This is a genomic window from Clostridium sp. LIBA-8841 (assembly GCF_057782475.1).
Genome location: NZ_CM173488.1, coordinates 3,789,604 through 3,812,249, shown reverse-complemented (window position 1 = coordinate 3,812,249; position 22,646 = coordinate 3,789,604). Strand labels below are relative to the sequence as shown.

Genomic DNA, 22,646 nt, shown 5'->3' with positions numbered 1-22,646 from the left:
TATATTTGTAAAAGAACACCACTAAATTAGCTAATTTAGTGGTGTTTTTGTTGTTTGAAAGGTATTTTTTGATTTGATATACTTCCAAATGAGGAGTGATATAAATGGGGAAGACGTATGAAAAAATATATGAAATTACTTATGGAGAAACTGATGGAAGAAAAGACTGTAGAATAACTTCAATGATGAATTTCTTTTCTGATTGTTGCTTGAGTCAAGAAGAAGAAAATTCAATGAATTGTACAAACAATGATAATGATACTACATGGGTATTTTTTGATTATGACATAATCGTGAATAGATATCCGAGATATAGGGAAAAAGTTAAAGTTAGAACTTATGTTGAATCTATAAGAAAATTTTATGCTAATAGAATATTCGAGGCTTATGATATGGAAGGAAATTTAGTGTCTAGAGCTAATGTATTAGCTTTTTTAATAAATAAGAGTACTAGAAGACCTGCAAGGATAAGTGATGCAGAATATGAGGCTCATGGGGTAAGTAAAGAGTCTTCAAAATTATTAAGAAAAAAGCTAGATTTTGAGAAATTCGAAGAAGAAGATATTTCTTTAGAGTTTCATATAAGATATTTAGATATAGATTTAAATAAGCATGTTAGTAATATTAAGTACATAGAATGGGTTTTAGAGACCGTTCCAGTGGATATTGTTTTAAAATATAAAATGAAAAGAATAAAAATAAAATTTGAAAAAGAAATTACATATGGTCATAATGTAAATATAAAATCAAAAATAATTAGAGGAGAAAATGAAATAAAAGTTCTTCATAAAGTACAGAATGAAGAAGGAAAAAACATTACTTTAGCAGAAACTTATTGGTATTAAAAAATATTTAGGAGAATGAAATTATGAGCGAAAATAAATTTGCAAAAAAATATGACGTATTATATTATGACTCAGATATCAACAAAAATGTAAGAATGGTACCACTTATGAAAATTTTTGGTGATGTATCAGCGGTTCATGAAGAAGAGTTAGCTTATGAGGGTATTAAATACTTAAAAGATCAAGGATTAAGTTGGATTATTTATAGTTATTCAATTGATATAAAGAAGCCAATACCATATAAAAGTTCTATTAATGTAGAAACTTATTTAGAAGGAATAAAAAAGTTCTATGCTAGTAGAGTTTATAAAGTTTATGATGATAAAAATGAACTTATTGCAGAAGGAAAAATTATATTCTTATTAATAGATTTAGAAAAGCGTAGAGCAGTTAGGATTCCTAAGGAATATTGTGAGTTAATAAATATGGCTGATACTGGAGAGGTGGAATTAAAATCAACTAAAGTCGAAAAATTAATAAGAGAAGATTTAGAAGCAAACCTTTCAGTGAGAAGAAGCGATATAGATTTCAATAAGCATGTTAATAACACTAAATACTTAGAGTGGACTATGGAAGCTACTCCAGAGTGTATTTTAGATGAATATAGTCTTATATCAGCTAAAATAAAGTATGAGAAAGAAGTTAGACTTGGTGATGATGTAAGTATTGTCTGCCAGTGGGACGAGATTGAAGAGGGATATAAGTGCCTTTACAAGATAATTAATCATAGATTAGGAGAAGTATCAGCTCTAATAGAAACTATTTGGAAAAAAGAGTTTTAATTAATAGTTAAGGGGTAATTTAAATTTAGAAGTTATGTTATGAAATTTTCATAGATAGAAAAGGTGTTTAATTAGAAAGTTTTATTTTCTAATTAAACACCTTTTTTAATAACTATTAATCTAATTTAATATTTATAATTTTTTATTTTAATATATATGATTATTTCAATAGTCTACTTATTAAAGTGTGCAGGAAAGAGCAACAGTGAATCCTGAACTCCAAGCCCATTGTAAATTGAATCCACCACAATCACCATCAACATCTAATAATTCCCCACAGAAATAAAGATTATCTACGATTTTTGATTGAAGGGTTTCTGGATCAACTTCTTTTGTGTTTACTCCACCAGTAGTTACTTGAGCTGCTTGGAAGCCATTTGTTCCAGTACATTTAAATTCCCAAGATTTCATAAGATTTATCAATGATTTTTTCTCTTTCCAAGTAAGTTCATAACATGGTTTATGTAAATTATCGATACCTGCTTCTTTTAAAAGTATAGGTATCATTTTTTTATTAACAATACCTATAAGCGAGTTTATAACTTCTCTACAAGAAAAAACAGCAAAGTGTCCTTCTAAGAAATCTTCTAATTCAGTTAATGACTTTTCAGGCATCATATCAACTACAATCTTAACATCTTTACCTTTAAAACATCCTAAAGATGCTTCTCTAGAAATTTGTAGTATTGGAGGACCTGATATTCCATAGTCTGTGAATAAAATCTCTCCAAAGTCTTTTCTAATACTTTCTCTATCACATAAAACTTCAGCATAGCCATTAAACTTTATTCCAGATAAAGCTTTTAATTTATTATGAGAGAGTTTTAATTGAACAATAGCTGGATTAGGTTCAACAATTGAGTGTCCTAAATTTTTAGCTAAAGTATAACCTGAACCATCAGAACCAGTTTTAGGGGCAGATTTTCCTCCACAAGCCATAATTAACTTTTTGCACTTAATCACAGGAGAATCTTCATTTCCTGTGGATAAAACAAATTTTCCTTTTGATTTGTGGATAGATTTTATCTTATATGAATTATAAAGAGGAATTTCACGTTCTTCTAAAGATATTTTTAATATATCCACAACAGAAGAAGCTTGTAAAGATTGAGGATAACTTTTACCTTTTTCAAGTTCTATTATTGGTAATCCTAGATTAAGAAAGAAAGCCTTTGTATCCTCAACAGAGAACTTGCTTAATGTTTTAATAAAAAATCCATCATTACTACTGTGAAAATTTGAAAATGGAAATCCTATTAATGAATTAGTTATATTGCATCTACCGTTACCTGTAGTAAGAATCTTTTTTCCTATTCTGTCTGTTCCTTCGACTATAGCAACATCTAAACCAAAATCTTTTGCTGTAATTGCAGCTGTTAAACCAGAAGCTCCACCGCCTAGAACAACTACGTCATGGTATATCATAAGTTTAATTTCTCCCTTCTCGTATCGTTATATCTTAATTTTTATACTAACCTAAAAATAATTTTCTAAAAGTCTTGTTTATTTAATGATAACATTTCTAAGTTTGTATTGTATCATATTTACTTATTATTAAATACTTAAAGAATGATAAAAATCATAAGTCATATTATTTTTTTTAGGAGCAATACTAAATAATGAGGTGAGTATTATGAAATTTAAAATTACAAATAGTACTATGGAGGGACACAATACAGAATTAAAGATTAGAAGGATGAATTATGATCAAGTAGTTGTAGATTATTCTGATAAGTCAGGAATAAAAACTTTCAAAATGAAAGATGGAGAACTTATTTCAGAAGGAGAAATTGATGATATTATTAAAAAAAATCTTAATCTATTAAAAATAAAAATAAATAGAGGAATTTCGGCTTTATTTTATAAAGGAATAATTGATTCACTTGAGGAATCAATTGAAGAGGTAAAATCTTTAGAAGTTTTAAATGATTTTTCTAAAGGCGCTAATAAAAGAGGATTCTGGGATAAAGATATATTGATATACTTAAATGGACAATATCCAATAAAAATCGAAGCTAGTGGAAGAAACTTCAGAGAGGACAGCTATAAGTTCAATATTAAGGTCCTAGAAGAGCCAGAATTCCTTGAAATCTGTCATTTTAACATGGAAAAATTAAAAGAGCAGAGAGCTTGGAGAGAAAGACAATTAGAAATTTATAAAAAAATAGTTGAAAAAATAGAAAATGAGAGTAATTTTGAGTAAAAAAGCGAATAATAAATATAATTTTATTAAATAGCTATAAATAGACTAAAATGACTGAAAAAAGTGTTGACATAAGATTATTTTTTGGGTATTATATTCCTTGTCAGGTCGCCAAGTGCGAAAGACAAAAACAAAATAAACAAATTTAGTTTAAAGCTAAAACTGGTCAAAAATGATGTGGTTTTAAGAGTTAATGTGGCCCCTTGGTCAAGCGGTTAAGACACCACCCTTTCACGGTGGTAACAGGGGTTCGATTCCCCTAGGGGTCACCATCACGGTCGCATAGCTCAGCTGGGAGAGCACCTGCCTTACAAGCAGGGGGTCACAGGTTCGATCCCTGTTGCGACCACCATAAAAACTTTTAATGGCTCAGTAGCTCAGTTGGTTAGAGTGCCGGCCTGTCACGCCGGAGGTCGAGGGTTCGAGCCCCTTCTGAGTCGCCACATTTTTGGCCCCTTGGTCAAGCGGTTAAGACACCACCCTTTCACGGTGGTAACAGGGGTTCGATTCCCCTAGGGGTCACCATATTACGGTCGCATAGCTCAGCTGGGAGAGCACCTGCCTTACAAGCAGGGGGTCACAGGTTCGATCCCTGTTGCGACCACCATTAAAGTTTTTAATGGCTCAGTAGCTCAGTTGGTTAGAGTGCCGGCCTGTCACGCCGGAGGTCGAGGGTTCGAGCCCCTTCTGAGTCGCCAGTTTTGGCCCCTTGGTCAAGCGGTTAAGACACCACCCTTTCACGGTGGTAACAGGGGTTCGATTCCCCTAGGGGTCACCATATAAGGTCGCATAGCTCAGCTGGGAGAGCACCTGCCTTACAAGCAGGGGGTCACAGGTTCGATCCCTGTTGCGACCACCATAAACTTTAAATGGCTCAGTAGCTCAGTTGGTTAGAGTGCCGGCCTGTCACGCCGGAGGTCGAGGGTTCGAGCCCCTTCTGAGTCGCCATGCGCTGGTGTGGCTCAATTGGCAGAGCAGCTGACTTGTAATCAGCAGGTTATCGGTTCAAGTCCGATCATCAGCTCCACAGAACTTCAGTTTAACTGAAGTTCTTTTTTATTCTTCAAAAGAATATTTCGATATTTAATTTATTTATGCCAAAAGAATATATCTTATCTTTTAAGTAAGATAAGATATATTCTTTCTTTTTTGAAGATTTTTCTTTATTCTTATGTCATCTCCATAGGTTTTAAACAGAATAAAGTTTCCAAGTAATCTTGAAGTTATTCTTTCTGCATAAGCCTGTTTGAGTTCAGGTAAATTTAAATTAGTTGATATAATCATTTTTTTATTTAATAATATTTTTTTGTTTAGAAGAGTAAATAACTCAGTAGTTGAGAAATCAGTTATTTGTTCGGCTCCTAAATCATCAATAACAAGTAAATCACAATTTATAAGCAATCCTTCTAATTCACGATCATTATTAAACCTTATTTCTCTAAGATTTCTAATAAGCTCATCAGAAGTTCTATAAACTACAAGAAATCCATTATCTAATAACTCTTTAGCTATACAATAAGTCATAAATGTTTTTCCGGTACCAGGACTTCCATAGAAAAGTATATTTTCATTATGGCTATTAAATTTTGGAATATATCCATTAATCATTTTGTCTATAATGATTTGCATATTTTCTCTTGGAGAATACTTTTCATTTCCTTTGCTCATAGAAGAAAAAACATTTATATCAAATTTTGAAAAGTTATTTAATTTTAAGGCATCAGCCATATGAGAATTCTCATAGTATATCTCTACAAGTTTTCTTTTGTAACAAACACATTTTTCAGCGCCTATATATCCTGTATCTTTACACTTTTCACATTTATAATGCATATCTAAATAATCTTTTGAATATCCATTCATAGCAAGCAGTTGATCTTTTTCATCTCTAAGATTTTCGATTTCTTTTCTTAGTTTTTCAAAACTTTCTTTTTCATGCTTTCTTAAAGCAAGCATTGAAAGTTTTAGAGAAAGCTTACTTATTTCTCTTTCATATTCAAATACTTGAGGTATTTTTTCTTTTATTTCTTTTTGTCTATTAGCTAGATTTGATTTTTCTTTTTGACGAATTTTTTCGTACATATCCATTAATTGACTTTTATAACCTTTAATCATTCAGTATCCCATCCTAACAATTGTTTTTCTAAGGAATCATAGTCATAATCTCTTTGGGTAAAGTTTGCTTCTCTAGCTGGTTTCTTTTGAATTTGAGCTGTATTGTTTGTATTAAATGGTTTTTTGATGTTTGATGACTTCTTAACATCCTTCTTAGCAACATCATCAAGAGTTTTTATACCGTCTTTAAACCATTTAGCTAAAATACCGTCTATATATTTAAAGTCAGCTCTATTTAGTCTTTCAAAGCATATGTCACAAGCTTTAAGTATTAACTCAACAGAGAAGTTATAAGTTAGAAGCCATTTTTCCATCATAGTTTCTTGAGGCTTCATTATCTCAGTATTTTGTATTCCTAAATACTTAAGTATTTTTCTTATTTTAACCCATTTATCTTCTGTTTTAGTTATGTAAGCTTGAGCTTCCTCTATTGATTTTATTCCGGCGTTATGCCAACCAAGAGCCACTGTTTCTATGTATCTAACATCTTTTTTTCCTTTAGATACACAATACTCTATTAATATTAGTATAAGCTCAGAGGAAAAATTAAGCTCTGTTTGCCAAGAAAGATAGGTAGTCATTTCCTTTGTTGATAAAGGTCTACATATAAGTTTTTCTATATCTTTCAGCATATCTTTAGTATTATTTTCATCAAGTGCTGACAATAAATCAACAGAATTTTGATTTGATGAATGATTGCCTTCCGATAAGTCTACAAACTCTATTTTAAAGTTATTCATTTTATCTATAGGAACTAATTTTATGACACCTTCTTCATGCCAATAATTAAGAGCATTCATTATATCTGATTCTAAAAGGTTCAAATTTGTTGCTAAAATTGAAGAGTTAACTCCAGGTTCCCCCGTAAAGCTATATTTTATCATTAACAAATAAACCTTAATAAATTCCCCACGAGCTTTAGGCATATATTCTTCTATGAATACATTACTAACAGGAGTAAATTTAGTGGCTGAGTTTTTTAACATAAAAGTACTCAAAAAATAACCACCTTTCTAGTTTTGTATAAATAGTCTAATAATTAAAGATTTATAATAAATTAAAATTTTAGACTATGTTTAATTATATCAAAGTGTCTTTTCTATAACAATAAAGTAATCTCTTATAAAATATAAAAAATATTTTATTTGAATGAATAAGTTTTATTTTAATGGGCACATTAATTTACGTGTTTAATTTTAAACTAAAATTTTTATTAAAAGGAGAATTTTGAATATGAGTATTTCGGAGGGCGAGGGGAGAAACTTTAGTAGAGTTTTTCTTTTTACCTTAATTATTTTATTTTCTACAGTTAAAACTGAGGTATTTGCAAATTCCTTGTATGCAGAAAAAGGAGGATTTGAATATGTTGTTGAGGGTGTAAGCCGTATGGCTAATATTTATGTTGAGGCTTATGAGCTATCTTTAAATAACAATGTGGTAGGTTATATAGATAGTCAAGATACTGTAGAGGATGTTTTAAATGAAATCAAAGAAAAATATGTTAAAAAAGCTTCTGAAAGTGGAGTTTTAGTTAAAGAGGTAGAATTTGATACAAAAGTAGATTTGAAAAAAAATAGTGTTTTATCTCAAGATATCAGTTCAGTTGATGAAATTTCATCTAAAATTCTGTTAAGTAATAAGATTCTAGATGAGCCTTTAGTAGAAATAACTGTTAAAGCTGAAGTAGAAGAGACTGTACCAATAGATCCAGCCGTGGAGATTATAAAAGTAGATAATAAGTACTTAGGTGATAATACTGTTGAAAATGGAAAAGCGGGAGAAAAAAAGGTTAAAAAGAAAATGACCTTTATAAATGGAAAAGAAGAAAATAGTGAAGTAATATCTGAATCAATTTTAAAAGAGGCAGAGAGTACTAAGATTTATAAGGGAGTAAAGAATCCTATTAACTCCAACATGACCTTCTTATCACATCCAACGAGAGGTGGAGTTGTAACATCTGTATTTGGAGAAAAGAGCAGAGGGGGGCATAGAGGCGTAGATATTGCTGTACCAAGTGGAACACCTATAGAAGCAGCTTGCGATGGTGTAGTAAGCTTTGTAGGCTATGATGATATATATGGAAATATGGTTATAATAAAACATGATGATAACACAGAAACTTTATATGCACATGCTAGTGAGATATTAACCGAATCGGGAAAAGAAGTGAAAAAAGGTGAGACTATTGCAAAAGTCGGTAGTACTGGAAGAAGTACTGGGCCTCACCTACATTTAGAATTGAGATATAAAGGGAATCCTATTAATCCCGTAGATTATATAAATTAGTCCTATACATTTTCTAGTAAGAAGGATAAATCAATGACTCCTTCTCCAACAGAATCTGAAGGAAGTTCATATTTATTGTTAGAAGCTATTTTTAATAGTGAACATAAATCTTTATAGTTTAGTTCTGGCTTAGACTCTAAAAGTAATGCACATACTCCAGATATGTAGGCACAGGCTAAAGAAGTTCCTTGAAAAACAGTGTAGCTACTATCCAATTTATGAGGGTATAGCTTTATGCCATTTCTCTCAGAGATATATTGCTTATCTGAGTTTAAGCACATTATATTAGCGCAAGCAGAACAAAAATCTGGTTTTTTCAAGTTAGAATTTCCAGATGAAGAAAATTTAAAAGTTGTTGTTGGTGTCTTTGTAGAATCTATACCGCCAACTGTTATACACCAAGGAGATAATGCTAAGCCCTGAATAGTGTTATCTCCTTCTATGCTTCCAGAAGGAACAATAGGAATAATATTTTTGCTAACAGCTAATTTAAAAATCTCATTAAAATAATCTGAGATTCTAATATTATGGCTAGTAAGTTCAAATGGTAAGCATAAAATTCTTATAGGATTTTCTTCTTGATATATAAGGGTCTGAATAGCAAATAGTATATCTGATACATATCCTTTACCAGTAGCATCAAAAGCTTTAATGCAAGCTATTTTAGTGTTTTCTGCAATACCTTTAAAAACGAACTTAGAGGAATAACCGCTACCACATATAATTCCACTTAGAGCTGTTCCATGCCCATTATCATCATAAGGATAGGAATAGTTATTTAGTAAATCTAAAAACATATCTATTTTATTTTTAGGATTCAATAAATCTTGATGAGGATAAACGCCACTATCAACTAATCCTATAGATATATTTTTGCCAGTAAAATTAAAAGACTTATTAGAGGGAAGTCTATTTGCTGTTCCAATACTAAGACCACAAAGAATAGCATGGTCATCAAAAGAAATAAATTCTATTTCAGGATATTCAATTAATCTATTAATGGCTTTTGGTGTAAGAATAGCGCAAATCAAATTTAGTGATTCAATTTCTCTTACAATAGTACCTTTTAGTTGAGGCATTTTCTTTGCCATATCTTTCATAAATTTCTTACATTTGATTAAAACTCGATACTTAGTATAATAAGAGCGATTTATATAAATTTTTAGATTGCTATCCAATTTATTTTTTATTGAAAACATAATAAATACTCCCATATTATTTATTATTTTATAATATATGAATGGGAGTATGATTTTGACAATGTATTAACTTTTCCATTTAAATATGATAATTCCTATTATCATTATTATAATTCCAAGATAGTTATGTGCAGCAAATTTGATTTTTTCAGTATCAAAAAGAGCGAAAGCATCAATTATCCCTGCTGTTAGGAGTTGAGATATTAAAATTATAGATATACCAAAGGTTGGTCCTAAACTTCCTACAGCAGCCATAACAGTATAGGTTATAACAACACCAATTGCCCCTCCTAAAAGATATACTTTGTTTACAGCGCGAAGTTCAGAGAAGTTTCCACTTCTTAACATAAGCATAATTAATAAAGCTAGAACAAAAGCAGATCCCTGAACTATGGTGTTTGTTTCCCAAACTCCTATTTTTTCTGAAACTCTTGTATTAAAAACTCCTTGGATACTCATAGCTGCACCTGAAATAATTGCTAAAATAATACCAAGCATAATAATCACCTCAAGCTTAGTATTCCAAAATAAAAAAAAATAACTCTCTAAATTTTAGAGAGCTATCTTACAACAATCATTTTTGAAAAAATTTTCTTCTATTTGATTTATTGAAAAGCCTAAGCTTATTCCTAAGCTTATAAAATCTTCAAATAATGTTTTATAGTGATCAATAGATGGAGATATTATTAAGTCATTTACATCTATAAGTAAAGTTAAAAATTGATCGCTTAAACAATAATCATTTGGTTTAACTATTAATGTCTTTAAGCAAGTATAATTTTTATTTAAGCCTATAGTAAGGATTTGTTTTAAACAATCGACGTATTTTTCTAAAATTAATTGTTTTGAAACTCTAGATCTATTACTATCATTCCAATAAATAAAACATTTTGTTTCATCTGCTAATTCGCTTATCTTAACTTGAAGAGCTAAGTACATTCTAGTAGTAACCTTATAGGTACTTAAATTATTATCGATAACAAGTTCCTTGTTAAACTTATCTTGTTGAATAAAAAAATTATTTAACTCCATGAGTATATCCCCCTATCTTCTTAAGCAAAAAAATGCTTACCAGTTAATTTTACAGAATCTTTTCACAATTGAAAAGATTAGAAAACGAATACAAATCTAAAAAGTTACGAAATGTTTAATTTGCAATTATTTTAACCTAAGGTAATTATATATATACTATAAAAATGCTTATAAAAATATACATAATATAGATTATTTAGTAATTTCTTAGATCGTATGATTTTACAGGGATTTCTCTTTTGTTATTTTGAAATCTCCAAAGTTCTATTTTAGAAATTTTTAATATGTTCTTCTTGGAAGATTCTCTTAAGTTAAAAACAGTAGGTTGTGCATTATTCTTTTTATGATGTTCTTTGTAGTTAGTATTATTTATAGGAATATATAGGGGTGAATCTATACGTTCTCTAACATTAAAACCATGTAACTTTAACATGTCATTAAATAGTCTATGCATTTTTTTTATATAACCTTTGTTTTCAATTTGTAAGTTTAGAGCTTTATTGGTACTTTCATTAAATTCAACACTACCAGTTAACTCTATCTTAAATTTTTTATAAGGTTTAATTAATTTAAGAACCACTTCATCTAGTTTGTCTAGATTAGGGTTATCAATTGTTTCAAGGGGAATGTGTAAACCTATATGATTTCTTGGTAACTTGTATTTTCTTAATAAGCCTCTTTGAAGTGATTCAAGGGATTTACAAGATTCCTGATCAAACAATGCTACTAAATAATATTTCATAACAAAACCTCTCTTGAATATTAGTTTGTTCCAAATAAATACAAACTTTGTTATAAATTATAACATATAGAATTTTTAAAAAAAATAATAAGAGAGAAATTTCAGAATAAAAAGTATTTTTAGATAATACGGATTGGTTAAATTTTAAAAGTAATGAATAAAAAAAATCTTTAAATATTGGCTTATTATGATATAATGAAAATTATGAGTAATACTTTAAATTTCACTGTTTAGCCAGTTTAAATGTGGTTAGATGAAATTAAAAAATTAATTAAACAAGAATAAAAAAAGAAGAAAATGGTAATTGTATACATATAAAAAATTAGCAAGGGTGAATTGTATGAATAGATTAATTATAAATGGTGGTAAAGCTTTAAAGGGAGCCATAGATATAAACGGCGCTAAAAATGCGGCCGTAGCTATATTACCGGCGGCTATACTAGCTAGTAAAGGTGAATGTGTTATTGATAATGTACCAGACATAGCTGATGTACATTGCTTAGAAAGAATAATTAAAGGATTAGGATGTAGTGTTGAAAAATTAGATAGCAATACATTAAAAATAAATGCAGAAGATATAAAAACAGTTAATGCTTGTGGAAATGATGTAAGAAAAATGAGAGCTTCTTATTATTTTATAGGTGCACTTTTAGCACGTTTCAAAGAGGCTAAAGTTGAACTTCCAGGTGGATGTCCAATAGGAGTTAGACCTATTGATCAACATATAAAAGGATTTGAAGCATTAGGAGCTAAGGTTTCAATCGAGCATGGTGCTGTAAATATAATGGCTGAAAAATTAGTAGGAACAAATATATTCTTTGATGTTGTAAGTGTTGGAGCTACAATCAATCTTATGATAGCAGCAACATTAGCAGAAGGTACTACTATATTAGAAAACTCAGCGAGAGAACCACACGTAGTTGACGTAGCAAACTTCTTAAATGCTATGGGTGCTAATGTTAAAGGTGCTGGAACAGATGTTATAAGAATTAAAGGTGTTAAAGAATTAAAAGGATGCAACTATAGCGTTGTTCCTGACCAAATAGAGGCTGGTACATTTATGATAGCAGCGGCAGCTACTAGAGGAGATGTAACAATACAAAATGTTATACCAAAGCACTTAGAATCAATTTCAGCTAAGCTTTTAGAAATGGGAGCTAAAGTAGAAGAGGGAGACGATAGTGTTAGAGTTTATGTTGATGGAGAATTAAAAGGAGTAAATATTAAAACAGCTCCATATCCAGGATTCCCAACAGATGTACAACAACCAATGTGTACACTATTAGCCACAGCTAAGGGGAGAAGTATAATAGTTGAAACTATATGGGAAAATAGACATAAGCATGTAGACGAACTTAAAAAAATGGGAGCTACTATAAAAGTTGAAGGAAGATCAGCTATTATAGATGGAATAGATAAACTTACAGGAGCTATTGTTAAAGCTACTGACTTAAGAGCAGGGGCTGCAATGGTTATTGCCGGATTAATTTCTGATGGAGTTACAGAGATAACAAGTATTGAGCATATAGACAGGGGATATCCTCATATAGAAGAAAAGTTTAGAATGCTTGGTGCTGATATAATCAGAAAATAAGAACAAAAAATGGGGGAAATATATGATTTTTTGCTCACTATATAGCGGAAGTAGTGGTAATAGCATATTAGTAGGATCAGAAAAAACAAAAATACTAGTAGATGCTGGGTTATCAGGCAAGAAAATAATAGAAGGCTTACAAGAAGTAGGGCAAAATCCTAATGAGATTGATGGTATTTTTATAACTCATGAACATAGTGACCATATAAAGGGTGCAGGTATATTATCAAGAAAATTTGATATACCTATATATGCAAATGAGCTTACTTGGAAAGCCATGGAGAAATCCCTAGGAAAAATAAAAGAAGAGAATATAAAAATTATGCCTAAGAGAAGTACAATGAGTTTAAATGATTTAGACATAACGTCATTTAATACTCCGCATGATTCTGTGGCTTCTACAGGGTATACCATAAAACACAAAGGCAAAAGTGCAAGTATTGCAACTGATATAGGAACATTTACAGAGGAAATACTAAGAAATATTAGAGAATCTGAAGTGATTTTATTAGAATCAAACCATGATGTTCAAATGGTTAAGTTTGGGCCATATCCTTATGACTTAAAAAGAAGGGTACTTAGTGAAGTTGGACATTTATCTAACGAAGATTGTGGAAAAGCTATCGTTGATATCATGAAAACTGATAAATATAGAAAAATAATATTAGGTCATCTAAGCAATACTAATAATGTGCCGGAATTAGCTGAACAAGCTGTTATTAATGTGTTAAACGCACATAAAATTAATATAGGGAAAGATTTAGAGCTTAAGTTAGCAGATAGACATAAGCCAAGTAGTTATATAAGTTTTTAAGTAAGGGGAATTTATATGAAAAAAGGGATGATTTTATTAATCCTATCATCTTTTTTGTTAGTTGGATGTGACAAGATAAAAGTAGACAAATTAGCAGCTAACAATAATGAGAGGGTAAAAACAATAGCTAATGATTTAATAGGTGATATTGATTTATCTTTATATTTCGATGGTACTAAGGATGAAGCACATCCTAAAATAGAACAACAGGAGATTCTTGTAGATGGTGATGAAATTATTGGACAATATCTAATTCAAGCACTTATACAGGGGCCATCTCAGAAGGGAAGCTTATCACCTATATTACCTAAAGATACAAAGTTATTATCTTTTGATATAAAAGATGATATAGCGATTATAAATCTAAGTAAGGAAGCTGTTGTTAGTATGAGCTTATCTAAAGAACAGGCGGCTTTAGAAGGAATAACAGCAACAATAACTCAAATACCAAGTATTAACAAGATTAATATACTTGTTGATAACCAGATGATAAATTCAATAGGTGGTAATTTTGATGTTAGTAAGCCTTTTTCAAAAGAAGATATACCTAGTTTAAAGATAAATAAATAGGTTATTTTGTAAAAAAGTGTAAACAAATAATTTCAGATATATTAAATATATATATTTGTATATATATTAATTAGTAAAATATTGAAAAATATTGAATAAATTATTATAATTTTCATATAGAGTTGATTAAAAAGGAGAAGGAAGTATGAGTTTATATAAGCAATGGACAGATATGGTTGTAGAATATGTTAAGGTTAAGGGAGAAGCTGCATTCTGGAAAGAATATAGTGACGTAGAAACTAGAATATATAAAGATTTATTAGCTAATCATACAGAAGTTAAGAAAGCTACAATTGCTGACTTAGCAAAAGAATATGATACAACAGAAGAATTCGTAATGGGATTCATAGATGGAATAAACGATAGTTTAAAAAATCCATATGATTTAGAAAAAGTTGAAGGCGATACAGAGTTAGCATTTGATATAGACTTCGAAAGCTTATTCTACAATATGTTAGATGCAAAAGCAGATTACTTATTTAACTTACCTCAATGGGATGCTATATTCTCAGGAGAAAAGAGAAGAGAAATTCAATTAAAATACAGAGATTCAAAAACTGTAAGAAATGAAGAAGTTAAAGTTGGAAGAAACGATCCTTGCCCATGTGGAAGCGGAAAGAAATATAAAAAATGTTGTGGAAAATAATTCACTTTTTGAAATAGGTAGACTTTAGTCTACCTATTTTTTCATATATTTTTAACATATTCTATTGTGATATAATTTAGATAGTATTTATTCAAAGGTGGTTATGTTATGGATAAGAATGTATTATGGTTAAGAGAAAGCAGAATTAATAAGACTATAAAAGCTTTAGAAGTAAATAGAATGAACGGATACTTAGTTAATTCAAAAGAAGAACTTATAAATAAGATTGATGAATTAACTAAAGAGGGAGATGTAGTAGCTTGTGGAGGATCTATGTCATTATTTGAAGCTGGAGTTATAGAGCATCTTAGAAGTGGAAGATATGAGTTTTTAGACAGATACAAAGAAGGATTAAAACCAGAAGATACTAAGAAAATACTCAGAGAAACTTTCTCAGCTGATGTTTTTTTTACAAGTGCAAATGCAATCACTGAGAATGGAGAGATATATAACGTTGACGGTAATGGAAATAGAGTAGCGGCAATGCTTTATGGACCAGATAAAGTTATAATTGTAGCGGGATACAATAAAATTGTGGGAGATTTAGATGAAGCAATAAAAAGAAATAGAATGATTTCGGCACCTGCTAATGCTAAGAGATTAGATAAGAAAACACCTTGTGCTAAGGTAGGATTTTGTATGGATTGTAAGAGTCCAGAAAGATTATGTAGAGAATACACTTTAATAAGAAGTCAAAGTAATACAGATAGAATACATGTAATATTCTTAAACGAGGAATTAGGATATTAATTTTAGGCATTATTTTAGATAAATGTTAATTCTTAGCTAGATAGACTTTCATATCTAGCTAAAAATCAACTCTAGTTTAATATATAGTTTAATTTCAGAAAAAGTGAGAACATTTTAAAGTGTTCTTACTTTTTTTATTATAAATCTAAATTTAATAAATAATAATAATTTACAGATAATTATTATTAAATGTATTGCTTTGCAATTATTAAATTTTAAAAATAAATAAGGCCTTTTTATTAAGAAATTAATATTTATGAATTGTAAGTATAATATAATAGTATTATAATATGAACATAGTTCAGAAAAGGAGATAAAAGTAATGTCAAAAGAATTAATTATAGCAATCGTATTTATGAATTTAGCACTATTATTTTATAGTATAGGGGTTTGGTCTGAGAAGATACAAAAAACTTTAAAACCATGGCATTTAGCATTTTTCTATTTAGGTTTAATATGTGATACTACAGGAACTGGCGCAATGGAAAAAATAGCTGGTGGAATAAATTTAAGTTTCCACACAATTACTGGAGCAGCAGCTTTAATATTAATGTTAGTACATGCTATCTGGGCAACTATAGTTCTTATTAAGAAAGATAGAAATATGATGGCTAAGTTCCACAAATTTAGTATAATAGTTTGGGTGATTTGGTTAATACCTTTCTTTACTGGAGCCGCAATGCATATGCTATAGGATTAGATTTTTTAGAGGGAGTTTTTACTCTCTTTTTTATTTAAATTGAATTTATTTATTATATAGAAATAAGACTAAGGTTATGTAAAATATTAAATTTACATGGCCTTTTATTTTTAGAATAGTTCAAAGTTTTATGGTAATATTATTTGTAGTAATGCCTAGGAGGAGAAAAAGATGAATATAACAGTGATTTCAGTAGGGAAGTTAAAAGAAAAATACTTAAAGCAAGCTATTGATGAGTATTCAAAGAGATTAAGTAGATATTGCAAATTAGAAATAATAGAACTTCCAGATGAAAAAACACCAGATAATGCATCTGAAAAAGAAGAACTACAAATAAAAGAAAAAGAGGGAAAGTTAATACTTTCAAAGATAAAAGATAATATGCATGTTATTGCAATGGACTTAAAAGGAAATGAAATAACTTCAGAGAAGTTTTCAAAATACATAGAGAATTGTGGTGTTATGGGAAACTCAAATATTACTTTCGTAATAGGTGGAAGTCTTGGATTATCACAGGAAGTAATAAAAAGAGCAGACTATAAACTATGTTTTTCTAAAATGACTTTTCCACATCAATTATTTAGAGTTATGCTTTTAGAACAAATCTATAGGGCTTTTAGAATAATGAAGAATGAACCGTACCATAAATAAATGAGGTTTTTACTAAAATTGGATAAATAAAAATAAAAATTATATGCTATAATACAAATACATAAATAAAACTTTTAGAGATATCAATTAATATTGGTATCTCTATTAAATTAGTTTAGAATAAGAAACATCAAGTTAAATTGGTTACAAGGAGAGAAAAGAATGTATACATATATAGATTTATTTGCAGGGCCAGGGGGATTATGTACAGGATTTAAAAATGCTGGATTTAAACCATTAATAGCGGTTGAAATGAGTGATAATACAGTATTAACTTATGCTAGAAACCATGATGCAGAAATATATAAATTACAAGATTTGATTGATAATAAAGGAAGTTTGGAAGCTATATTAAATATAGAGAGTGATAATACTGCATTAATACATGGAGATATTAGATTAGTAGATAATGAAATAATAAAGGAAATTTTATATAAGAAATTTAAAGTAACTAGTGTTGATGTAGTTGCTGGTGGACCACCATGTGAGTCATTTTCAATGGCTGGGAAAAGAGCTGATGGAGATGAAAGAGACAACTTGTTTGAAAATATGTTAAGAATAGCTCAAGCAACTGAAAGTAAGTATATCTTCTTTGAGAATGTACCAGGATTGTTAACTAAAAAAAGTAATGATATTAATGTATTTGATATTATTGTTGATGAATTTAATAATCATGGATATAAGTTAGCAAGTACAGATAGAAATGTAATTAAGTGCTTAGCGGCAGACTATGGAGTGCCACAGAATAGAGAAAGAGTTTTTCTAATAGCTATGAATGATAAATATGGGGAAAATAAATTTAATTATCCAGAAAAAACTCATGGAGAAGGTAGACAATATCCATATATAACTGTAGGAGAAGCATTGAAATATTTACCATCATTAAATAGTGGAGAAGGAGAAGATATTCAAGATATTAATTATTCGTATGAAGAGGAATTTAATAATAATGAAATAAATGAAGGATTTTATAAATATATAAAGTTCATTTCTGGTAAAGAGGGATATATTCCAAGTCATATAAATCATAACCAATATGTAACTGAGATAGCTAATCATAAGGCTGTAAACCATAGAGAAAAAATGGTGCAAAGATTAAGCTATATAAATCAAGGTGAAGGAATGAAAAAAGCTGCAGAAAGATTAATTGATGAAGGAAGAAAAGAAATTGTTGAAATGTATTTTCCTAAGAAATTATATGCGGCTAGAAATAGGCGATTAAAAGAAAATGAACCTTCATTTACAGTAACAAGTCATTGTTTAGATGAGATGGTTCATCCAATTAGTAATAGAGCATTAACACCAAGAGAAACAGCTAGGTTACAATCATTCCCAGATTGGTATGTTTTTGAAGGAGATTATGTTAAATTTCATTCAGATCCACTTCAAGACAAATATGAACAATGTGGTGATGCAATTCCGGTGTTATTAGTTAAAGCATTAGCTGAAAAGTTAAAAATGGCATTAGATAAAATAGATGGTAATTCGTTAAGTGAAGTTATAATAACTAAGTAAATTTATAGAAATAACTCTCTAATATGGTATATAATATATATATATACTATATTAGGGGGTATTTTTATGTGCAATAAAATAAAGCAAGCATATGCAAAGTATAATATAGAAAATTTATCATATGGAGAAATAGGAGATAAGCTAGGAGATGCTTATGAGAGTTTTGTAGTAAGTGTGTTTAGTGACAGAAGTTACATAAGTAACTTTGAAAATCTTAGCAATTCAAAATTAGACGAGAGTATATTTAAAAGTATTATTGAAAAAGAAGGGATAAATATTAATGAAATATTAAAAATTGAAGCAACAGATAAAATTCCTAAAAGAGATAACGGTGGGAATCCAAAAACAGATGTATTATTAACAATTTATAAAAAAGATGGACAAATAATCAATACGCCAATTAGTATAAAACAAACTACTGTAGCTAAGGTTGCTATGGCTGAATATGATGTTGATACAATATTAAAAGAAACAGGGATAAAAAATACAGAAGTTGAAAGACTAATGAAAAAACATCAAAAGGATGCAAGTGCAAAAAATTTCTCAGTAGAGGAAAAGGAAGTTTTAAAAAGAGAATTGGAGAAAGACCATAATAAAGAAAAGCTATTAAGATGGATATTAACAATGAGTCCAGTAAAGGATAAGAATGATATTAGAGTTCCAAGATATATAATTAAATTTCAATTAGATAAGAAAAGTTTAGAAGTAAAAGAATCAGGCGTTTATAATATAGATGAATATATAAGACATATAAGTACAGATAAAAAAGGAAATCCTGCAAAGGGAGGATTTGGTACTGGATTATCATGGACATATGCAACAGGTTCAAAAGGTGAAAAAATTCAATTCAAAGGATAATTTTTTTTGTAAAGAAGAAATTAAAAATAATGATAGTATAAAACCTCACGTTAAAGCAATTATACTGGATAACTTATGTATTTTAAATAATATATAAATATATATTATTATAATGAAAGGATATACAGGAGGTAAATTTTACTATGAATAGTCAGAAAATTAAAATAACAAAATTTCTTCAATGGAATGATAAAAATGGATACTATATAGATGAAGAATGTGATTTAGAAGAAGAACCAAGAATGACTTATGAAGAGGCAGTTAAATATTTCTTTGGTGTGTTAAATGATGATTTTTACTATAACATAGTAGACAATATTTTTGAGTTAACATATGAAGAAGCAATTAAATATGCTAAAGATAATGGATTTTACAATAATACATATGAAAAGTTAATGCTTTTAGTAGAGAATGAAAATCCAACAGAAGAATTTTATAGAAGTTTAATTTAAGAGGACTATTACCTATATTTTAGATATGGGTAATGGTCTTTTTTACTTTAGAAAGGAGAAATAGTTAATGAAGAAAATTTATTTAAAGAAACAATTAGTAGAGTTAAATAATTATCCTGTAGAAGTAATCAAAAGTATTTTTGAAAATATAGATATATTTAATGAAAACTATGGAGAAAACAGAAATGTAGATAAAGATTTAGGAGGATATGTTTTAGTAGTTGAAAACATAGAAGATGTTAAAGAGCTTAAAAGTGGAATGTTGAAAGATATACTACCAGAATACACAGATGAGATTATATGTAGTGGAGGAGTTAATTATACTTCTTCACTATTTTTACTTTCTAGTGATTTTTCAGTAATAGTAATAGCTGATGAAGAACTTTCTAAGTTCCTACTAGATTAAGGAGGTGATAGTGTGGCTAAAAAGGTTGAAGAGGAAATAATAAAAAGCACTAGATATTGTAATCTTCTAAAACAAGCTAGTCTAAAAGATGAGGATTACACATATTGCATAGAGAAGATTTTTGTCAAATCTATGAACAGATATGAAATAAGATTCGCTATTTACAAAGATACTGTAAGAGGTGATGATATCTATGTTCCAAGAAGTTTAGATGTAACTGAATTAGAGTTAATGGAATTAATAAAGAAGTCCATTAAAGAGAAAGTATTTTCAGATGATTTCATAGATATGCTAAAGCAAGAATTAAAATAGCTACCTAATTACAAGAAAAGTAATTAGGTAGCTTTATTTATTTTTAGGAGGATTAATATGTTTAAGAAAGAGAGCAGATATATAACGAGAGGAGCTAATGAAAAGTTAGATTTAAGATTACAACTTATACTTTGGAGTATGATTGATAAGTTAAATGAAGAGGGTAAGGAATTAGACTACTTGCAAGTTTTCAAAGTGAGAAAATGTGAAGAAGGAATTGTAATTGAACATAGTCAAGAAGTACCAAATTACAAAGAAAAGTATGTTCTAGTTTTAAATGATGTAGAGGTTAATGAAACCTTAAAAGTATTTGTAATAGATGATGAAGAATACTCAACTATGATGTTAGCAGAAGAATATTAGGAGGTAAGAAAATGAAAGAACTAAGTAAAGAAAAGACTTTTGAGTATAGTTCTAAGGAACTACTTGGGGTAATGAGATTTGATTTCTATGATGGAGGACTTGCTAATCAATGGAATCCTAGAGATTTAATAATTGAGTTAAATGATAAAAAGGAAATAGATTTAAAGAAGTTACAGAAAGAATTAAACTACATTCAATTTGATTTAATAAATAACTTTGATACTGTAGTAAGGTTCTGTAATGGTAGAGGATATGATAATGAAACATTAGTCTACATAGATTTAGAAATTGCTAAGTATGTGATCAAATTAGTTCCTGTTAGAGATAGTTACTCATACATCTATACTTACTTGAAGGGGGAAAAGTAATGGAGTTAAATAAAATAATAAAAATAATAGGAACTGTTTTAACTGTAATAGCAACAATCTTAGATGAAGGAGAAACTAAAACTGAAAAATAATTAAAAGTAAGAAGAGGGCGTAAAAACGTCCTCTTAATTTTGCTTTCTAACTAAATTTTTTGCTTTAAGATAACAAATTAATTCTTGTTTGTCATAGTCATTCCATGTAGAAAAATCTTCAAGATAGGGAAGCAGTTCAGATAAATCAAGAATTAAAGTTTGATTTTTAGAAGGAGTTTCATCAAATAAAGAATCTAAGGAAAGATTTAAAACATCACAAAGACTTTTTAATGTTTCAATAGATGGTTTACTTCTGTCATGTTCAATGTCACTTAAAAAAGATGTTGACTTTCCAATTTTAGAAGAAAGAGTTTTTAAACTAAATCCTTTTTTCTTTCTAGCTTCTTGTAATTTAGCACCTATACTCATAATTTTACTCCTTTCAATACGTAAATAACGTATTTTTACTTAGATACATTATAGAATAAAGCATAATTTTTGTAAAATAAGGCTAAAATATTCTTTTTTAGCGTAAAAATATTGCATTTTATACTTAAATAACGTAAAATTGTCTTAGGGAGGGATTAAATGGAAATAGGAGAAAGTATTAAAAATATAAGAAAGAATAAAAAGATAAATCAAAAAACATTAGCTGAAAAGGCTGAGATTTCTTGTTCATATCTATGTGATATAGAAAAAGGAAGGACAAATCCATCTGTAAAAACAATGCTTAGATTGTTTAAAGAGTTAGGCGTTGAAATAGAACTAGATGAGATTGTAAATGAAAAAAATAATTAGCAAAGGAGAAGAATAAAATGGACATGCTTTTAGGATTAATAGTTTTAGTAGTAGGAACAGGTTTAGCAGTTTTAATAAACAGACTATACCATAGTATGTTTGATGTTGCATACTTTGGATGTGGAGCAGTTGTAACTGAATGGGTAGTATGTTTCATAATAGGAACAACAATAACAGAGTTCTTATTAAAGTCATTTAGTGGAGTTTTAATCTTTGGATTTAAAATTTTAAAGTGGATTTTAATAGGAGCAGTAATTTTAGCAGTAATAGGATTAATAACTGGTAAGTTAAGTGGAAGTGAAGAAGAAAATGATAATAAAGAAATAAGTGATAATTCAGAAGCAAGTGATAAAGAAAAGTAAGGAGAGATTTGAAATTAATGAAAGAATATGGGTAAATACAAGAAAAGCAATGAAAGATGCAATAGATGATAAATACAAAACAATAATTGTAACTGGTGAAATAGTAGATGATGTTAAAAGAGAAGTTAATTACTAAATAGGAATTCTATTTTAGATTCCTATTTTTTTTAGTAATTTTAATAAAAAATAGCTGAAAATACAATATGTAATAATTGAAAAATTATATTTTACAATTTAAATTTTGTAAAATT

The 22,646-nt window shown here is 28.9% G+C and carries 29 protein-coding genes and 10 tRNA genes; 31 read left to right on the top strand and 8 right to left on the bottom strand.

All coding sequences use genetic code 11. The annotated features are described in order from the left end of the window. The first annotated feature begins 104 nt into the window (after positions 1-104). Together AC2A4K_RS17100 and AC2A4K_RS17095 are read left to right on the top strand one after the other, a co-directional pair. Positions 105-845, top strand: a complete 741-nt coding sequence (locus AC2A4K_RS17100; RefSeq protein ID WP_322504894.1) for an acyl-[acyl-carrier-protein] thioesterase — start codon at positions 105-107, stop codon at positions 843-845. Positions 846-868: 23 nt separating this feature from the next. Next, the gene (locus tag AC2A4K_RS17095) at positions 869-1,627 is read left to right on the top strand and encodes an acyl-ACP thioesterase domain-containing protein (RefSeq protein WP_322504893.1); all 759 of its coding nucleotides are present in this window, start codon (positions 869-871) and stop codon (positions 1,625-1,627) included. Between the two features lie 180 nt (positions 1,628-1,807). Here AC2A4K_RS17095 and AC2A4K_RS17090 read toward each other — a convergent pair whose 3' ends face one another. After that, positions 1,808-3,052, bottom strand: coding sequence for a BaiN/RdsA family NAD(P)/FAD-dependent oxidoreductase (locus tag AC2A4K_RS17090; protein WP_322504892.1), 1,245 nt, complete (start codon positions 3,050-3,052; stop codon positions 1,808-1,810). Between the two features lie 208 nt (positions 3,053-3,260). On the opposite strand from AC2A4K_RS17090, the gene AC2A4K_RS17085 reads away from it, so the two are divergent. From AC2A4K_RS17085 to AC2A4K_RS17035, 11 genes are all read left to right on the top strand, one after another. Continuing rightward, positions 3,261-3,830: a hypothetical protein gene (locus AC2A4K_RS17085; protein WP_322504891.1), complete on the top strand. Its 570-nt coding sequence runs from the start codon at positions 3,261-3,263 to the stop codon at positions 3,828-3,830. Positions 3,831-4,027: 197 nt separating this feature from the next. After that, positions 4,028-4,102 (top strand) — tRNA-Glu (locus AC2A4K_RS17080). Positions 4,103-4,106: 4 nt separating this feature from the next. Continuing rightward, positions 4,107-4,182, top strand: a tRNA-Val gene (locus AC2A4K_RS17075). A 14-nt stretch (positions 4,183-4,196) separates the two neighbouring features. Beyond that, a tRNA-Asp gene (locus tag AC2A4K_RS17070) sits at positions 4,197-4,273 on the top strand. A gap of 7 nt (positions 4,274-4,280) precedes the next feature. Further along, positions 4,281-4,355, top strand: a tRNA-Glu gene (locus AC2A4K_RS17065). 6 nt (positions 4,356-4,361) lie between these two features. Then, a tRNA-Val gene (locus tag AC2A4K_RS17060) sits at positions 4,362-4,437 on the top strand. A 14-nt stretch (positions 4,438-4,451) separates the two neighbouring features. Continuing rightward, positions 4,452-4,528: transfer RNA gene (locus tag AC2A4K_RS17055), tRNA-Asp, on the top strand. 5 nt (positions 4,529-4,533) lie between these two features. After that, positions 4,534-4,608, top strand: a tRNA-Glu gene (locus AC2A4K_RS17050). Positions 4,609-4,613: 5 nt separating this feature from the next. Then, positions 4,614-4,689, top strand: a tRNA-Val gene (locus AC2A4K_RS17045). A 12-nt stretch (positions 4,690-4,701) separates the two neighbouring features. Next, a tRNA-Asp gene (locus tag AC2A4K_RS17040) sits at positions 4,702-4,778 on the top strand. Positions 4,779-4,781: 3 nt separating this feature from the next. Further along, positions 4,782-4,857, top strand: a tRNA-Thr gene (locus AC2A4K_RS17035). 92 nt (positions 4,858-4,949) lie between these two features. Here AC2A4K_RS17035 and AC2A4K_RS17030 read toward each other — a convergent pair. After that, positions 4,950-5,945, bottom strand: a complete 996-nt coding sequence (locus AC2A4K_RS17030) for an ATP-binding protein (RefSeq protein ID WP_322504890.1) — start codon at positions 5,943-5,945, stop codon at positions 4,950-4,952. Then, a complete protein-coding gene (locus AC2A4K_RS17025; protein ID WP_322504889.1) occupies positions 5,942-6,943 on the bottom strand; it encodes a DnaD domain protein in 1,002 nt (333 codons plus the stop codon). Before AC2A4K_RS17025 ends, AC2A4K_RS17030 begins: the two co-directional genes overlap by 4 nt. Positions 6,944-7,178: 235 nt before the next feature. Between AC2A4K_RS17025 and AC2A4K_RS17020 the strand changes: the two genes are divergently transcribed. Continuing rightward, entirely contained in the window at positions 7,179-8,231 is a 1,053-nt protein-coding gene (locus AC2A4K_RS17020; RefSeq protein ID WP_322504888.1) for a peptidoglycan DD-metalloendopeptidase family protein, read from the top strand. Positions 8,232-8,233: 2 nt separating this feature from the next. Here the strand turns inward: AC2A4K_RS17020 and AC2A4K_RS17015 are convergent, their stop codons facing one another. From AC2A4K_RS17015 to AC2A4K_RS17000, 4 genes are all read right to left on the bottom strand, one after another. Further along, positions 8,234-9,430 carry a S8 family serine peptidase gene (locus AC2A4K_RS17015; protein ID WP_322504887.1) on the bottom strand — a complete coding sequence of 399 codons (1,197 nt, stop codon included), beginning with the start codon at positions 9,428-9,430 and terminating at the stop codon, positions 8,234-8,236. 66 nt (positions 9,431-9,496) lie between these two features. Further along, entirely contained in the window at positions 9,497-9,928 is a 432-nt protein-coding gene (locus AC2A4K_RS17010; RefSeq protein ID WP_322504886.1) for a DMT family transporter, read from the bottom strand. 54 nt (positions 9,929-9,982) lie between these two features. Further along, positions 9,983-10,462 (bottom strand): dUTP diphosphatase, encoded by a 480-nt coding sequence (locus AC2A4K_RS17005; protein ID WP_322504885.1) that lies wholly within the window; start codon positions 10,460-10,462, stop codon positions 9,983-9,985. Positions 10,463-10,658: 196 nt separating this feature from the next. Further along, entirely contained in the window at positions 10,659-11,204 is a 546-nt protein-coding gene (locus tag AC2A4K_RS17000; protein WP_322504884.1) for a hypothetical protein, read from the bottom strand. 340 nt (positions 11,205-11,544) lie between these two features. Here AC2A4K_RS17000 and murA point away from each other — a divergent pair, with 340 nt between their 5' ends. The 14 genes from murA (at position 11,545) to AC2A4K_RS16930 (ending at position 21,203) form a co-directional block, all read left to right on the top strand. Then, positions 11,545-12,798 carry a UDP-N-acetylglucosamine 1-carboxyvinyltransferase gene (gene murA, locus AC2A4K_RS16995; protein ID WP_322504883.1) on the top strand — a complete coding sequence of 418 codons (1,254 nt, stop codon included), beginning with the start codon at positions 11,545-11,547 and terminating at the stop codon, positions 12,796-12,798. A 22-nt stretch (positions 12,799-12,820) separates the two neighbouring features. Continuing rightward, the gene (locus AC2A4K_RS16990; protein WP_322504882.1) at positions 12,821-13,612 is read left to right on the top strand and encodes an MBL fold metallo-hydrolase; all 792 of its coding nucleotides are present in this window, start codon (positions 12,821-12,823) and stop codon (positions 13,610-13,612) included. A gap of 15 nt (positions 13,613-13,627) precedes the next feature. Continuing rightward, positions 13,628-14,182: a GerMN domain-containing protein gene (locus AC2A4K_RS16985; protein ID WP_322504881.1), complete on the top strand. Its 555-nt coding sequence runs from the start codon at positions 13,628-13,630 to the stop codon at positions 14,180-14,182. A 145-nt stretch (positions 14,183-14,327) separates the two neighbouring features. Continuing rightward, the gene (locus AC2A4K_RS16980) at positions 14,328-14,828 is read left to right on the top strand and encodes an SEC-C metal-binding domain-containing protein (protein ID WP_322504880.1); all 501 of its coding nucleotides are present in this window, start codon (positions 14,328-14,330) and stop codon (positions 14,826-14,828) included. A 108-nt stretch (positions 14,829-14,936) separates the two neighbouring features. Further along, entirely contained in the window at positions 14,937-15,578 is a 642-nt protein-coding gene (locus tag AC2A4K_RS16975; RefSeq protein ID WP_322504879.1) for a lactate utilization protein, read from the top strand. A gap of 322 nt (positions 15,579-15,900) precedes the next feature. Beyond that, entirely contained in the window at positions 15,901-16,272 is a 372-nt protein-coding gene (locus AC2A4K_RS16970) for an HsmA family protein (protein ID WP_322504878.1), read from the top strand. 177 nt (positions 16,273-16,449) lie between these two features. Further along, complete coding sequence (gene rlmH / locus AC2A4K_RS16965) at positions 16,450-16,929, top strand: 23S rRNA (pseudouridine(1915)-N(3))-methyltransferase RlmH (RefSeq protein WP_198612663.1); 480 nt, start codon at positions 16,450-16,452, stop codon at positions 16,927-16,929. A gap of 162 nt (positions 16,930-17,091) precedes the next feature. Next, positions 17,092-18,444: a DNA cytosine methyltransferase gene (locus tag AC2A4K_RS16960; protein ID WP_322504877.1), complete on the top strand. Its 1,353-nt coding sequence runs from the start codon at positions 17,092-17,094 to the stop codon at positions 18,442-18,444. 66 nt (positions 18,445-18,510) lie between these two features. Beyond that, positions 18,511-19,302 carry an MspI family type II restriction endonuclease gene (locus tag AC2A4K_RS16955; RefSeq protein ID WP_322504876.1) on the top strand — a complete coding sequence of 264 codons (792 nt, stop codon included), beginning with the start codon at positions 18,511-18,513 and terminating at the stop codon, positions 19,300-19,302. A gap of 143 nt (positions 19,303-19,445) precedes the next feature. Then, positions 19,446-19,754, top strand: coding sequence for a hypothetical protein (locus AC2A4K_RS16950; protein ID WP_322504875.1), 309 nt, complete (start codon positions 19,446-19,448; stop codon positions 19,752-19,754). Positions 19,755-19,821: 67 nt separating this feature from the next. Next, a complete protein-coding gene (locus AC2A4K_RS16945; RefSeq protein WP_322504874.1) occupies positions 19,822-20,160 on the top strand; it encodes a hypothetical protein in 339 nt (112 codons plus the stop codon). Positions 20,161-20,172: 12 nt separating this feature from the next. Further along, positions 20,173-20,472, top strand: coding sequence for a hypothetical protein (locus AC2A4K_RS16940; RefSeq protein WP_322504873.1), 300 nt, complete (start codon positions 20,173-20,175; stop codon positions 20,470-20,472). A gap of 57 nt (positions 20,473-20,529) precedes the next feature. Further along, positions 20,530-20,835, top strand: coding sequence for a DUF960 family protein (locus AC2A4K_RS16935; protein WP_322504872.1), 306 nt, complete (start codon positions 20,530-20,532; stop codon positions 20,833-20,835). A gap of 11 nt (positions 20,836-20,846) precedes the next feature. Then, the gene (locus AC2A4K_RS16930; protein ID WP_322504871.1) at positions 20,847-21,203 is read left to right on the top strand and encodes a hypothetical protein; all 357 of its coding nucleotides are present in this window, start codon (positions 20,847-20,849) and stop codon (positions 21,201-21,203) included. Between the two features lie 125 nt (positions 21,204-21,328). Here the strand turns inward: AC2A4K_RS16930 and AC2A4K_RS16925 are convergent, their stop codons facing one another. Continuing rightward, positions 21,329-21,664 (bottom strand): helix-turn-helix domain-containing protein, encoded by a 336-nt coding sequence (locus tag AC2A4K_RS16925; RefSeq protein ID WP_322504870.1) that lies wholly within the window; start codon positions 21,662-21,664, stop codon positions 21,329-21,331. Positions 21,665-21,823: 159 nt separating this feature from the next. Here AC2A4K_RS16925 and AC2A4K_RS16920 point away from each other — a divergent pair, with 159 nt between their 5' ends. The 3 genes from AC2A4K_RS16920 to AC2A4K_RS16910 are packed head-to-tail and all read left to right on the top strand — an operon-like array spanning position 21,824 to position 22,531. Next, positions 21,824-22,033: a helix-turn-helix domain-containing protein gene (locus AC2A4K_RS16920; protein WP_322504869.1), complete on the top strand. Its 210-nt coding sequence runs from the start codon at positions 21,824-21,826 to the stop codon at positions 22,031-22,033. Positions 22,034-22,050: 17 nt separating this feature from the next. After that, positions 22,051-22,395 carry a hypothetical protein gene (locus tag AC2A4K_RS16915; protein WP_322504868.1) on the top strand — a complete coding sequence of 115 codons (345 nt, stop codon included), beginning with the start codon at positions 22,051-22,053 and terminating at the stop codon, positions 22,393-22,395. Further along, complete coding sequence (locus tag AC2A4K_RS16910) at positions 22,379-22,531, top strand: hypothetical protein (protein WP_322504867.1); 153 nt, start codon at positions 22,379-22,381, stop codon at positions 22,529-22,531. The genes AC2A4K_RS16915 and AC2A4K_RS16910 overlap by 17 nt, the downstream gene beginning before the upstream one ends. Positions 22,532-22,646 lie beyond the last annotated feature (115 nt).